We start from the raw sequence: 12,664 nt of genomic DNA on the forward strand, positions 1-12,664 counted from the left end.
GGCGCCTCAGCGGCCCGGATCGAGGGCGTCGAGGCGGTCCTGGACCGCCCGCAGGGACTGCGCGAAGGCCTCGACCCGGCGGGCGTTCTCGGCCCTCGCCTCCTCGATCATCCGGCGGATCTCGGCCTCGTCGTCGGTGCCCAGCTCCTCGCGGGCCTGGGCCCGGGCAGCGGCGAGCTCGGCGGTCAGGCGCTCGACGTCGCTCTCGGCCCGGATCCGGTCGGCGCGCAGGCGCTCGTAGGCCGGCTGCAACGCCTCGAGGCGGCGCAGGGCCTCGACATCGGCACCCGGCTCCCGCGACCCCATCTCCTGGCCCCTGCGGCTGCGCTCCATCTGGTTCCCCGTGTTCATCGCGTCGAGGTGGCATCCCGCCCCGGCTTTGGCAACGTCCCGCGCGGGTGAGAAATGTTCGGCGCGCCCTGTTGACGACCTGTGCAAATCAGCCCAGTGTTCCGGAAATGTTCCATACGACGAGCCGGTCCGGGAGGCGGTGCGGCGTCGCAGCGGAACCTTGGGAGACCCGCATGGAGACCACCCGCCTGGACGACGAAGCGGCCGAGGCTGCCCCGCTGTTCGAGAACCGGGACTGGCGCCTCCACGCGGACGGCCTGGAGCACCGGGACACCGGCTACTTCATCGACCGCGACGCGGTGGGCGCCCGGCGGCCGGACGGCCACTGGGAGTGGCCGCTCCACCTCTCGGAGAAGAGCTGGTGCGGCGTGCGCAGCTTCCGCGAGGCCTTCACCGCCGCCCTCGACGCCTTCGGCATCGCGCCCGACCGCAAGCTCACCCTCTCCTTCGCGCTCGGTTTCGGCACGAGGGTCGGGGGCGCGGCGCCGGACGCCTTCGTGCCGCTCGCCGACCTCGTGCGCGTCCGGGCTCCGGCGCCGCGGATCCCGGTCCGCCCGCTGGTGGCGGCGAGCGCCTGATCGCTCTTCCCTCCCGCAGGGCACTGCTCTAGGTCTTTGATTCTGCCGCATTTTCTTCGACGAACCGGTATCCACTTCGTCGGAGAACGCTCTAGATCCCGCCGCAAGCGAGCATCGTGCGGGGAGTGGGCGGCCGTGAGCGGGTACCGCAGCGTGGAGATCATCGTCCGGGGCCGGGTCCAGGGCGTCGGCTACCGGGCCTGGACCAAGGGCGTGGCGGAGGCGCGCGGGCTCACCGGCAGCGTGCGCAACCGGCACGACGGCAGCGTCGAGGCCCGCCTCGCCGGGCCGGCGGAGGCCGTCGCCGCGATGATCGAGGCCTGCCGCCAGGGCCCGCCCGGGGCGCGGGTGCAGGATCTCGCGGTCGAAGATCTCGCGGTCACGGATCTCGCCGAAGGCGATCCGCCGCAGGCCGCCGCGCGCGGCGTGCAGATCCTGCCGACCGCCTGACGGGGTCCGGCATGCACCTGGATCTGGGCAACAGCTTCACGCTCCTCGACCTCGCCGCCCTCCTCTGCTTCCTCACGGCGTGGTTCGGCTATTCCTACGCGGTCGAGCACCTGTCGGGGGGCAAGCGCAGCCTCAACGGCATGATGAACCGCTACCGCCACGCCTGGGCCGACCAGCAGATCGTGCGCGAGAACCGGGTGGTCGACACCACCATCAACGCCTCGCTCCAGAACGGCACCGCCTTCTTCGCCTCGACGGCGCTTATCGCGCTCGGGAGCGCGCTCACCCTGTCGCGCTCCGCCGACGACGCCCTGACCCTGTTCTCGACCCTGCCCTTCGGCGCGCCGATGACCCGCGCGGTGTGGGAGATCAAGGTCGCGGGCCTCGCGCTGATCTTCGTCTACGCATTCTTCAAGTTCGCCTGGGCGTACCGGCTGTTCAATTACGGCGCGATCCTGATCGGCGCGGTGCCGCCGCGCGATGGCGACCCGGCGCGGATCGAGCGGGCGGCGCGGCGGGCCGCCGCGATGAACGTGGTGGCGGGCGGGCATTTCAACCGCGGGCAGCGTGCGTTCTTCTTCGCGCTGGCGTATCTTGGATGGTTCGTCAGCGCTTACGTGCTGTTCGTCACCACCGCGATGGTGCTCACCGTGATGTGGCAGCGCCAGTTCGCCTCCGACGCCCGCCGGGCCCTGCAGGACTACGATGATCCCTGACGATTACGAGATCGAACTCACCCTGGTGCGCCTCGTCACCGATCGCGGGGCCGACAAGACCGTCTGCCCCTCCGAGGTCGCCCGGGCGCTGGGCGGTCCGCACCCCGACGGCTGGGGGCCCCTGATGCAGCCGGTCCGCCGCCAGGCGGTGCGCCTGATGAAGGCGGGCCGGATCGCCATCTTGCGCAAGGGCAAGGTCGTGGCGGATCCCGACGACTTTCGCGGGATCTACCGGTTGTCCTTGCCGCGCTAAGCAGATTTCGCCGGAGTGGTTGCCGGTTCGCCGCCAAAAATCTGCGGCACAACAAGACCCTAAGCAGACCTGCGTTGGCAGGCCAACGCAGGTCTGCTTAGCTCAGGGTCCCGGAAACACCGCCTCCGTGTAGCCCGAGGCCCGGTACGCCACGAGGCCGAGCCATTCGCGCACCGCGATGTCGAGCTCGAACAGGCCGTCGCCGGCCGTGGAGTGCATCGCGACGGCGCCGGGGCCGGTGCGGTAATCGACCGGGTAGGCCGTCACCGTGAAGCCGGCGCGGCGAAAGCAGCCCATCGCCCGCGGCATGTGCCAGGCGGAGGTGACGAGAAGCCAGCGCTCGCCGGGCTTCGGCCGGACCAGTTCGGCGCTGAAGATCGCGTTCTCCCGGGTGTTGCGGGACTTCTCGTCGTAGGTGATCCGCTCGGGCGAAACGCCGAGGGACGCGGCGTGGCGGCGCACGATCGTCGACTCGGACACCGCGCCGTCGCCGGTGAGCCGCCCGGAGCCGCCGGCGAAGACCAGCGTCGCGGCGGGATAGCGCCGCGCGAGGTCGCCGAGCGCGATCATGCGCTCGCCGGCATCGTTGAGCACCATCTGGTCGCGGGCGGCCGACAGCCCGGTCTCGACCGCGCCGCCGAGCACCACGATCCCGGCGACCGGCGCGCCGTCGTCGCGGAATTCCGGAAACCGGTTCTCGAGCGGGCCGAACACCCGGGAGGCCAGCGGCGAGACGCCGCCGACGAGGAGGACGAGGCCGGCGACGGCCGCGATCCCGAGGCCGAGGCGCCGCCAGCGCAGGGCCAGCCCCGCCCCGGCGAGCACCAGGAGCAGGAGCAGGTTCGAAGGCGCGGCGAGGAACCACAGCACCTTCGAGAGCACGAAGAACACCGGGAGAGGCCCGGCTTCAGGAATGGATCAGGACTTGGATCAGGACTTGGCCGTCTCCGCCTCGTAGCGGGCCTTGGTCTCGGCGTTCGGCGGGTAGAGGCCCGGCAGGGGCAGCCCCTTGTCGACCTCGCGCATGATCCAGAGTTCCAGGCGCTCCTGCTCGACGGCGGCGAGCGCCACCTCCTCGGCGAGCGCCGCCGGGATCAGCACCGCGCCGTCGCCGTCCGCCACCACGATGTCGCCGGGATAGACCGCGACGCCGCCGCAGCCGACCGGCTCGCCCCAGCCGACGAAGGTCAGCCCCGCCACCGAGGCCGGCGCCGCGACGCCCGAGCACCAGACCGGCAGGCCGGTGCCCTCGACGCCCTCGCCGTCGCGCACGACGCCGTCGGTGACGAGCGCCGCCACGCCGCGCTTCTTCATCCGGGCGCAGAGGATGTCGCCGAAGATGCCGGCGTCCTGCACCCCCATCGCGTCGACGACGGCGATGCAGCCCTCGGGCATCGCCTCGATCGCCGCGCGGGTCGAGGTCGGGCTCGACCAGGATTCGGGGGTCGCCAGGTCCTCGCGGGCCGGGACGAAGCGTAGCGTGAAGGCCGGGCCGACCACCCGCTGCCCGGCGGCGAAGCGCGGCATCGGCCCGCGCATCCAGCAGCGGCGGATGCCCTTCTTGAGGAGCACGGTGGTCAGGGTGGCGGTGGTGACGGCCTGAAGGGCGTCGAGGAGCGTCTTGTCGAGCGGCATCGGGCTTTCGCGGACGTGGATAAAGGAACGAGCGAGACCTAGCCGATCCCGGGCGAGGCGGCCACGCCGTCAGTGCATGGCCCGGATCGGCCGGATCCATCGCGGCGCCGCACGCACGCTCCCCGATCGCAGGCCACCGTAGCCCGGCTCGCGCTGGAGGAGAGCCGAGAAGGAACCTCGCTCTCCATGGTGGCAATCGTCGCGATTCCTCGCGACACTCTTGCAGCCGCGGGGGGCGGCGAAGCCGGGGGCAGCGGAGCCTGCCAGCCGGATCGGAAGCGAGGGTCCGTGGATCGGTGGCAGGCCATGCGCGTCGTCGCGAAGGTCGCGGAGACGGAGAGCTTCGCCGAGGCCGCGCGCCTCCTGCATCTGAGCCCCCCGGTGGTGACGCGGGCGGTGGCGGCGCTGGAGGAGACGATCGGCGCGCGGCTGTTCGTGCGCACCACCCGGTCGGTGAAGCTCACCGAGGCGGGCGCACGCTACGTCGCCGATTGCCGGCGCATCCTCTCCGACATCGCCGAGGCCGAGGCCGCGGCGGCGGGCTCCTACGGCATGCCCTCCGGCACCCTCGCGGTGACGGCCCCGATCCTGTTCGGGCACATCCACGTCCTGCCGATCGTGACCGACTACCTCGACGCCTATCCGACGATGGCGGCCCGCACCCTGTTCGTCGACCGGCCGGTGAACATCGTCGAGGAGGGCATCGACGTCGCCATCCGCATCGGCCACCTGCCCGATTCCGGCCTCACCGCCGTGAAGGTGGGCGCGGTGCGCCGCGTCGTCTGCGGGGCGCCGGGCTACTTCGCACGCTACGGCGAGCCGGCGCGGCCCGCCGACCTGAAGCGGCACCGCATCGCGGTCTCGACCGGGTCCTGGTCCTCGCCCGAGTGGCGCTTCGCCGGCGACGAGCGGGTCACCATCCACCCGGCGTTGGAGACCAACACCAACGAGGCCGGCATCAGCGCTGCGCTCGCCGGCTGGGGCCTGACCCGGGTGCTGCACTACCAGGTCGGCCCCGCCCTGCGGGAGGGCCGGCTGCGGATCGTGCTCGCCGAGCACGAGGAGGAGCCGCTGCCGATCCACGTGCTCTACCCGGCGGGCCGGCACGCGCCCGCCAAGGTACGAACCTTCGTCGATCTCGCGGTGGCGCGCCTGCGGGCGACCCTGGTGCTGGACTGACTCAACCTCCGAGCGGCGAGGGCACCGGCGACACGCCCTGCGCCTCGGCCGCCCGCTGCTCGGCCGCGAGCGCCCGGGCGTAGGACGGCTCGGCCTTCAGGCCGTCCCAGTAGGCTCTGGCGAAGTCCGGCAACTGCTCGGCGAGGCCCGCGAAATCGGCCAGCATCAGGGCGTAGCCGATGCTGATGTCCGCCGCGGTGAAGCGCCCGGCGCAGACGAAGCGGCGCTCCCCCAGCACCGTGCCGAAGCCCCTGAGCCGCGACAGGAACCATCGCGCGTAATCCTCGACGAGGCCGGGGTTGCGCCGCTCCGGCGGTTCGAACCGGCCGTAGCGCAGGACGAGGGTCTGCGGGAAGGTCAGGGTCGCCTCGCCGAAATGCAGCGCGTTGAGGTAGCGGCCGTACTCCGCCTCGTCGGGCCGCACGCCGAGCCCCCCGACGCCGTGGCGCGCCGCCAGGTACTCGCAGATCGCCGCCGATTCCGTCATCCGCGTCTCGCCGTCCTCGAAGAACGGGATCGTGCCGAGCGGGTTGAGGGCGAAGTATTCCTTGGCGTGGACCCGCGGCGGGAACGGCAGCATCGCCAGCTCGTAGGGCAGGTCCAGGGCCTCGAGCGCCCAGAGCGGCCGGAACGAGCGGGCGCCGACGCAGTGATGCAGCTTCATTTCGTCACCAGCGGGCAGTTGCCGGCCTGGAGCGGCCGGAAGGCCTGGTCGGCGGGAATCGTCGAGACCAGGCGGTAATAGTCCCAGGGGCCCTTCGACTCGGCGGGCTTCTTCACCTCGAACAGGTACATCGGGTGGGTCACCCGTCCGTCGGCCCGCACCTCGGAGCGGCCGAACAGCGGATCCTCCGCCGGCACCCGGCGCATCTCGGCGGTGACCGTCGCGGGGTCCTTGCTCCCGGTCGCCTTCACGGCCTTGAGGTAGTGCATCATGCCCGCGTAGACCCCGGCCTGGACCATGGTCGGCATCCGGCCCTTGTAGCGCTCGGCGAAGCGGCGCGACCAGGCGCGGGTGCCGTCGTTGAGGTCCCAGTAGAAGGCTTCCGTCAGCACCAGCCCCTGCGCCACCTTGAGGCCGAGGGAGTGCACGTCGCTCAAGAAAACCAGCAGGCCGGCGAGGCGCTGGCCGCCCTCGGCGACGCCGAACTCCGACCCCTGCTTGATGGTGTTGATCGTGTCGCTGCCGGCATTCGCCAGGCCGATCACCTTGGCCTTCGAGCCTTGCGCCTGGATCAGGAACGAGGAAAAATCGTTCGCCGCGACCGGGTGGCGGACCGAGCCCAGCACCGTGCCACCGTTGCGCGCGACAACCTCCGACACGTCGCGTTCCAGCGCCTTGCCGAAGGCGTAGTCGGCGGTGATGAAGAACCAGGTGTCGCCGCCCGAGCGCACCATGGCGCCGCCGGTGCCGTTGGCGAGCGCCCAGGTGTCGTAGGTCCAGTGGATGGTGTTGGGCGAGCACAGCGCCCCGGTGATCTCCGAGGCGCCCGCACCCGAATTGATCATCAGCCGGTTCTTCTCGCGCACGATCTGGTGCACGGCGAGCGCCACCGAGGAGAACGGCACGTCGAGCACGACGTCGAGGTCGTCCCGGTCGATCCACTGTCGCACGATGCCGGCGCCGACATCCGGCTTGTTCTGGTGGTCGGCGGAGAGGACCCGGATGTCGAAATCGGGGTTCTGCGCCTTGAAGTCGGCTGCCGCCATCTCGGCCGCCACCACCGAGCCCTCGCCGGCGAGGTCGGAATAGGGCCCGGCGCGGTCGTTCAGCACGCCGAGGGTGACGCGGGTGGGACCGGCGGTTTTAGAATCGTCGGCTTGCGCCTGCGCGAGGGCGATCAGGGACGCGGCGGCGAGCGCCAGGGCGCGGGACGTTCGGCGGAGCATCGATGTCGGCATGGTGTCCTCCCGGTGGTGTGGCGGCATCCGGTCGTTGGTCGCCGGATGTCCTGTCATCGTGCTCGTCATCCCGGGTTCCGCTTCGCGGCCCCGGGACGACGCGGTGTGTTCGCTATCGTGCGATCGATCCATCGGGTGTCGAGGTCGTCCTCACGCCCCTCCCCGCTCCCGCAGCGCCCGCCGGATGATCTTGCCGGTCGCGGTCATCGGCAGCTCCTCGACGAAGGCGACGTGGCGCGGGTACTCGTGGGCGGCGAGCCGCGTGCGCACGAAGTCCTGGATCTCGCGCGCCAGATCCGGCGTACCCTCGACCCCGCTCTTGAGCACGATGAAGGCCTTCACCGCCTCGGTCCGCACCGGATCCGGCACGCCGACGACGCCGCATAGCGCGACCGCCGGGTGGCGCAGGAGGCAATCCTCGATCTCGCCGGGGCCGATGCGGTAGCCGGCCGAGGTGATGACGTCGTCGTCGCGGCCGACGAACCACAGGAACCCGTCCGGGTCCCGCCGACCGAGATCCCCCGTGATCAGCCACTCGCCGATGAACTTCCTCTCCGTCGCCTCCGGGTTGCGCCAGTAGCCGAGGAACATCACCGGGTCGGGCCGGCGCACCGCGATGTGGCCGGTCGTGCCATCTCTCACCTCCTGCCCCTCGCCGTCGACGATGCGCACGTCGTGGCCCGGCACCGGCCGGCCCATGGCGCCGGGGCGAGCGGGAAACAGGTCGGCGCAGGAGGAGACGACGAGGTTGCACTCGGTCTGGCCGTAGAACTCGTTGACCGGAACGCCGAGCACCGCCTCGCCCCAGGCCAGCATCTCCGCCCCCAGGCTCTCGCCGCCGCTGCCGACCGAGCGCAAGGCAAGCCCCGGATAGGGCGTGGTGCGGGCCTGGCGCATCAGCTTCATGGCGGTGGGCGGCAGGAAGACGTTGCGCACCGCCTGCTCGGCCATCAGCCGGAACGCCGCCTCGGGATCGAACTTCCTGGCGCGATGCGAGACCACTGGCACGCCGTGGTGCAGGGCCGGGAGCAGCACGTCGAGGAGGCCGCCGATCCAGGCCCAGTCGGCGGGCGTCCAGAACCGGTCGCCGGGTTGCGGCAGGAAGCGCTGCGGCATCTCGACCCCCGGCAGGTGGCCGAGCAGCACCCGGTGGGCGTGTAGTGCGCCCTTCGGATCGCCGGTCGTGCCCGAGGTGTAGATGATGACCGCCGGATCGTCGGCGGCGGTGTCGACCGGCACGAAGGCGTCGGAGGCACGCATGCAGAGCGCGTGGAAATCCTCCGCCCCGTCCGCCGGCCCGTCGATGCAGTAGACCCGCGCCAGATCGGGCAGGCGGTCGCGGATCCCGGCGAGCAGCGCGGCGCCGTCCCGGTCGGTCACCACGGCCTTCGCGCCGCTGTGGCCGAGGCGGAAGAGAAGCGCGTCGGGCCCGAACAGCACGAAGAGCGGGATGGTGATGAGCCCGGCGCGAAAGCCCGTGATGTGGGCGATCGCCGTTTCGGGCGATTGCGGCAGCAGCACGCCGATCCGGTCGCCGCGCGTCAGGCCGTGCGCCGCCAGCACGTTGGCGAAGCGGTTCGACAGCCGGCGCAGGTCGTCGAAGCCGTAGCGCTGCACGGCGCCGTCGGGACCGAGATGGATCAGCGCCAGGGGATTGCCCGGCGCGTGCCGGTCGCAGACGTCGGTGCCGATGTTGTAGCGGTCCGGGATCCGCCAGCGGAACCGCTCCACGAGGTCGGCGTAGCTCTCCGCGCGCTGGAGCATCGGCGGTTCCACCCGTGATTTTTTAGAGACCGTTCGGCGGTCCTTCGATTGAAACGATCGTTCATTCGTTTTCAGGTGTCAACACGCGAAGCATGACCGACGACCGACCCCGCGTGCCCGGAAATTTCGCTAAGCCTGCGCCCCTGCCTGCCATGACGAGGTCGCGCGATGGAGCGGAGTGATATGGGAACGACGCCGGCCCCGCTGCGCGAACGCCCCGCCGCCCGGCTCCTGGTGCTCGACGGAGAGCATCGTCTGCTGCTGTTCCGTTTCGCCTTCCGAACCGGGGCCCTCGCCGGGGAGGCCTACTGGGCGACGCCGGGCGGCGGCGTCGAGGCGGGCGAGAGCTTTGCGGAAGCGGCCGTGCGGGAGCTGCGCGAGGAGACCGGCCTGCCCTGCTCGGGCACGGCGCCGATGCTCGGCGAGCGTGTGTTTCCGATGAAGATGCCCGATGGCGAGTGGGTGCGGGCGCGGGAGCGCTTCTTCGCCGTGCGGGCCGGGAGCGATCTCCTCACTCGCGACGGCTGGACGGCGCACGAGGTCGAGGTCCTGGCCGAGCATCGCTGGTGGACGCGCGACGAGCTCGTGACGCCGGGGGCGCAGGTCTATCCGGAAGACATCGTGGCGTTCTACGACGCGGCGCGCGATGCCCTGAAGGGTCCCGCGTGAGGCCGCGGGACCGGGAGCTGGCGCTGTACGACTTCCGATTGATGGCTTCGCGATGCGTAAGTCGGCTTCGCTCATGCGCCGCGCGGGCTGATGACAGCATACCCGGAAGTGATCTTCCGGATTTGCTATCAGAGACCAGCCAGTTCGGTGTCCAGCGAGGCCAGTTCGGTGCGCGCCTGCGAGATCAGGCGGGCGTGCTGGAGTTGGAGGGCGCGGCTGTTGGCGCCGAGGCCCGCCGAGGAGCGGATCTCCGCCAGGATGCGCTCGTAGTCCTGAAGCTGCGCTTCGACGCGCCGGCGGCGCTCCGCGAGAGTGTGCGGCATTCCGGTTCCCCTTGGTTGTGGGGCGGGGCCGCTGCACGAGCGGACCCGTCATGAGTCAAGCCCGGCCGCCGGAACGGCCAGGCTTCGACAGCCAAGGTCATGGATGCGGCGAGATTGCGGCACGGCCGCCCCGGATGGGGCGGCCGGCCGTCGAAACCGGTCAGAAACCCCGGTAGTAGCCGCGCGGGCCGTGGCCCCAGCCGCGGTGACCGCCCCACGGGCGGGGGCCGAAATGGCGCGGCCCGCGGAAGCCGTAGCGCGGGCCGAAGTGGCGACGGTAGCCGTAGCCGTAGCCGCGGGGGCCAAAGTGGCGGTGACGGCCGTAGTAACCGTACTGCGCCCAGGCGGTCGGCGCGGAGGTCGCGGCCGGAGCGGCGGTCTCGGTCAGGGGAGCGGCGGTCGCGCCCTGCGGCAGGGCGGCGGCACCGCCCAGGATCAGGCCAGCGGCCAGCATCACGGTCTTCAGCACGTCGTCGGTCCCTCACTCGTGCAGGCCTCCGGGGGGAGGCATGGACGGCGGAAACGCGCGGGGGCGGAAAAGCGTTGCGCGCCTCGCGTCAGAGAGTGAACGATGTGTGACCGGGGCGTGCGCCGCCGTCAGGCGATCTTGAGCGTCATGTCGACGACCCGGGCGTTGGCGGCGCCCTTCACCAGGGCGATGCCGTGCTCGCAATCCTCGCGCCGGACGTAGCCCTCGCCGGAATCGGCCACCACCTCGCCGTTCTCGGCCCGCAGGCGCCAGCGCCACTCGCCCTTGCCATCCCGGTAGAGTTCGAAGCGCATTGAAATTCTCCCGCGGTGTTGCTCTCGCACGACAGATGGGGTCGCGCGCGAGGGCGGCAACGCCCATCGGGGCGATCCGTGCCGGGCCGACACCCGCCGTCAGGCGTCGCGCGCACCGGGGCGGCCCTTGCCAGCGTGGCCGTCGAGCGGCAGGGTCCGCGGAAGCCAAGGGATACGGAAAGTCCGAGAGTCATGATCGTGAGGACTGGAAGCGCCGGGACCGGCGCGCGGCAGGACGGCGCGCCCTCGCAGCTGCACCGCCGGTCGTTCCTGCTCGGCTCGGCGTGCCTGGGCGGGCTCGGGCTCGCCGGCTGCGCGACCACCGACGGGATGAGCCTCGCCGAGGCCTCGGCACTCTACGGCCCGGTGCCGACGGAAAAGTTCCCGATCCCGGCGGTCGACGTCAGCAAGGTCAACCCGAAGTACTTTCGCCGGACCGTCCAGTACGCCTCGAAGGAAGCGCCCGGCACGATCGTCGTCGATCCGGCCAACTACTACGTCTACCGGATCGAGGAGGGCGGTCGCGCGACGCGCTACGGCGCCAATGTCGGCCGCGACGGGTTCCGGTGGAGCGGCGACGCCTATGTCGGGCGCAAGAGCGAGTGGGCGACCTGGACCCCGCCCAAGGAGATGATCCGGCGCCAGCCGGAGGCGGCGAAGTACGCCCGCGGCATGCCGGGCGGCCTCGACAATCCGCTCGGCGCCCGCACGCTGCACCTCTACCAGAACGGCGCCTACACGCTGTACACGATCTACGCCAGCAGCGACCCGGAATCGATCGGCTCGGGCATCACCAGCGGCTGCGTCGGCCTGCTGAGCCAGGACATGATCCACCTCTACGATCAGACCCCGGTGAAGACCAAGGTGGTGGTGCTGCCGGCGTGAGCGGCGCCGCGCCCGGACTGCCTTTCACGGGCTGAGGAGCGAACCGAGAACCGGATCCGCCGTCTGCCGGAGCCTCGCCTGACGATCGGCGGCGGCTCCGAGCGGACAGGGATGGAGGTAGGCGTCGTCGAACTGCGCGACCGCCTGCAGCGCCGCGAAATCCGGGATGACGAGTTGCTGGCGTTTCAACGTGATGAGGCCGCAGGCGCGCAGATCCTGCAAGGTGCGGTTCACGTGCACGGTTGAGATCCCGACCGTCTCACCGAGATCCTCCTGCGTGAGGGGCAGGACGCAGCCGTCATCGTCCGCCAGCCCGATCGCGCGCAGGCGGGTCACGATCTCGCAGAGGAGGTGCGCGACGCGCTCGCGGGCGGTGCGCAATCCGATGCTGGCCGTCCATTCGCGCTGGATGGCAGACATTGCGAGCATGTCGAGCCAGAAGGCGCGCAGGATGCGCGGCTGCGTGTCCGCCGTCGCCAGGAGGGTGAGGCCGAGGATCCGGGCCGTGCGCACCGCCGTCAACGTGCCGACCGAGTAGTTGACCACGTCCGGAAACACCGCGGCCGCACCGCAGGCGTCGCCGGGCATGAGGAAGCCGATGATCTGCCGGCGACCGTCCTCCAACTGCTTGTAGGCGCAGGCCCAGCCTTCCAGGATCACGCAGACTTCCCGGGGCGCTGCGCCATCCGTCAGCAGGTCGCGGTTGGGGCCGACCCAGCCGGTCACGTGCGCGAGGCGCCGAACCGTCTCCTCTTCGTCCGCTGAGAGATGGCCATGGCGGCTGAGCTTGCGGATGAGGTGGTATGGCATGCTCGGCCTCGCAAAACCCGCCGAGAGAATACGTTTCTCAATGTATCGATGGATCGATCTGAATCAATGTCACACCTTGGCCTAGCTCGTCGCCGACCGCGGCGACGCAGCGCGATCGGACCTGGGTGGGGCGCGGCTTCGCGCCGGATAGACCGAGCCACACATGATGGCATTCCGATCGCAGGATTCGGCGCGGCAGCCTGGCAGGTCTTAGGTCTTGTGGCGTGGGTAGGTGCACCAACGGGAATCGGCCTATCGGGACCGGGATGGTGCGCGTGACCGTCCTGCCGATAGTTCTGAGGCTCGTCACGCAGCCCGGTCGGCCATCGGCGCGGTGCGAACGAACTCAGCCGGGCACCTGGCCTG

17 protein-coding genes are annotated in these 12,664 nt (G+C 71.0%); 7 read left to right on the plus strand and 10 right to left on the minus strand.

The features are described from left to right. Positions 1–6 precede the first annotated feature (6 nt). Positions 7–351 carry a hypothetical protein gene (locus tag ACS5PV_RS22895; RefSeq protein WP_455397652.1) on the minus strand — a complete coding sequence of 115 codons (345 nt, stop codon included), beginning with the start codon at positions 349–351 and terminating at the stop codon, positions 7–9. 173 nt (positions 352–524) lie between these two features. Between ACS5PV_RS22895 and ACS5PV_RS22900 the strand changes: the two genes are divergently transcribed. The 4 genes from ACS5PV_RS22900 (at position 525) to ACS5PV_RS22915 (ending at position 2,348) form a co-directional block, all read left to right on the plus strand. After that, the gene (locus tag ACS5PV_RS22900) at positions 525–929 is read left to right on the plus strand and encodes a hypothetical protein (RefSeq protein WP_455397653.1); all 405 of its coding nucleotides are present in this window, start codon (positions 525–527) and stop codon (positions 927–929) included. A gap of 135 nt (positions 930–1,064) precedes the next feature. After that, complete coding sequence (locus ACS5PV_RS22905) at positions 1,065–1,379, plus strand: acylphosphatase (RefSeq protein WP_455397654.1); 315 nt, start codon at positions 1,065–1,067, stop codon at positions 1,377–1,379. Between the two features lie 11 nt (positions 1,380–1,390). Continuing rightward, positions 1,391–2,095 (plus strand): DUF599 domain-containing protein, encoded by a 705-nt coding sequence (locus ACS5PV_RS22910; protein ID WP_455397655.1) that lies wholly within the window; start codon positions 1,391–1,393, stop codon positions 2,093–2,095. Then, positions 2,085–2,348, plus strand: coding sequence for a DUF3253 domain-containing protein (locus ACS5PV_RS22915; protein WP_455397656.1), 264 nt, complete (start codon positions 2,085–2,087; stop codon positions 2,346–2,348). Before ACS5PV_RS22910 ends, ACS5PV_RS22915 begins: the two co-directional genes overlap by 11 nt. A 102-nt stretch (positions 2,349–2,450) precedes the next feature. Here the strand turns inward: ACS5PV_RS22915 and ACS5PV_RS22920 are convergent, their stop codons facing one another. Both ACS5PV_RS22920 and ACS5PV_RS22925 read right to left on the minus strand, forming a co-directional pair. After that, positions 2,451–3,239, minus strand: coding sequence for a YdcF family protein (locus tag ACS5PV_RS22920; RefSeq protein WP_455397657.1), 789 nt, complete (start codon positions 3,237–3,239; stop codon positions 2,451–2,453). Between the two features lie 39 nt (positions 3,240–3,278). Continuing rightward, positions 3,279–3,983, minus strand: a complete 705-nt coding sequence (locus ACS5PV_RS22925) for a ribonuclease activity regulator RraA (RefSeq protein ID WP_455397658.1) — start codon at positions 3,981–3,983, stop codon at positions 3,279–3,281. A 288-nt stretch (positions 3,984–4,271) separates the two neighbouring features. Between ACS5PV_RS22925 and ACS5PV_RS22930 the strand changes: the two genes are divergently transcribed. Beyond that, complete coding sequence (locus ACS5PV_RS22930; protein ID WP_455397659.1) at positions 4,272–5,162, plus strand: LysR family transcriptional regulator; 891 nt, start codon at positions 4,272–4,274, stop codon at positions 5,160–5,162. Between the two features lies 1 nt (position 5,163). On the opposite strand, the gene ACS5PV_RS22935 is transcribed toward ACS5PV_RS22930, so the two are convergent. From ACS5PV_RS22935 to ACS5PV_RS22945, 3 genes are all read right to left on the minus strand, one after another. Beyond that, the gene (locus ACS5PV_RS22935; protein WP_455397660.1) at positions 5,164–5,826 is read right to left on the minus strand and encodes a glutathione S-transferase family protein; all 663 of its coding nucleotides are present in this window, start codon (positions 5,824–5,826) and stop codon (positions 5,164–5,166) included. Then, positions 5,823–7,052, minus strand: coding sequence for an ABC transporter substrate-binding protein (locus ACS5PV_RS22940; RefSeq protein ID WP_455397661.1), 1,230 nt, complete (start codon positions 7,050–7,052; stop codon positions 5,823–5,825). Before ACS5PV_RS22940 ends, ACS5PV_RS22935 begins: the two co-directional genes overlap by 4 nt. A gap of 162 nt (positions 7,053–7,214) precedes the next feature. Then, positions 7,215–8,828 (minus strand): acyl-CoA synthetase, encoded by a 1,614-nt coding sequence (locus tag ACS5PV_RS22945; RefSeq protein ID WP_455397662.1) that lies wholly within the window; start codon positions 8,826–8,828, stop codon positions 7,215–7,217. Positions 8,829–9,011: 183 nt separating this feature from the next. Between ACS5PV_RS22945 and ACS5PV_RS22950 the strand changes: the two genes are divergently transcribed. Continuing rightward, positions 9,012–9,497: an NUDIX hydrolase gene (locus tag ACS5PV_RS22950; RefSeq protein ID WP_455397663.1), complete on the plus strand. Its 486-nt coding sequence runs from the start codon at positions 9,012–9,014 to the stop codon at positions 9,495–9,497. A 128-nt stretch (positions 9,498–9,625) separates the two neighbouring features. Here ACS5PV_RS22950 and ACS5PV_RS22955 read toward each other — a convergent pair whose 3' ends face one another. The 3 genes from ACS5PV_RS22955 to ACS5PV_RS22965 all read right to left on the minus strand — a co-directional run bounded on the left by ACS5PV_RS22955 (position 9,626) and on the right by ACS5PV_RS22965 (position 10,603). Further along, positions 9,626–9,820: a hypothetical protein gene (locus ACS5PV_RS22955; protein ID WP_455397664.1), complete on the minus strand. Its 195-nt coding sequence runs from the start codon at positions 9,818–9,820 to the stop codon at positions 9,626–9,628. A 160-nt stretch (positions 9,821–9,980) separates the two neighbouring features. Continuing rightward, the gene (locus tag ACS5PV_RS22960) at positions 9,981–10,289 is read right to left on the minus strand and encodes a hypothetical protein (protein ID WP_455397665.1); all 309 of its coding nucleotides are present in this window, start codon (positions 10,287–10,289) and stop codon (positions 9,981–9,983) included. Between the two features lie 128 nt (positions 10,290–10,417). After that, on the minus strand, positions 10,418–10,603 hold the full coding sequence (locus ACS5PV_RS22965; RefSeq protein WP_455397666.1) for a YegP family protein: 186 nt from the start codon (positions 10,601–10,603) through the stop codon (positions 10,418–10,420). 192 nt (positions 10,604–10,795) lie between these two features. Here ACS5PV_RS22965 and ACS5PV_RS22970 point away from each other — a divergent pair, with 192 nt between their 5' ends. Next, a complete protein-coding gene (locus ACS5PV_RS22970) occupies positions 10,796–11,488 on the plus strand; it encodes a L,D-transpeptidase (protein ID WP_455397667.1) in 693 nt (230 codons plus the stop codon). A 24-nt stretch (positions 11,489–11,512) separates the two neighbouring features. Here ACS5PV_RS22970 and ACS5PV_RS22975 read toward each other — a convergent pair whose 3' ends face one another. Then, a complete protein-coding gene (locus ACS5PV_RS22975) occupies positions 11,513–12,298 on the minus strand; it encodes a Crp/Fnr family transcriptional regulator (RefSeq protein WP_455397668.1) in 786 nt (261 codons plus the stop codon). Positions 12,299–12,664 lie beyond the last annotated feature (366 nt).

This window comes from Methylobacterium sp. Gmos1, assembly GCF_053764715.1.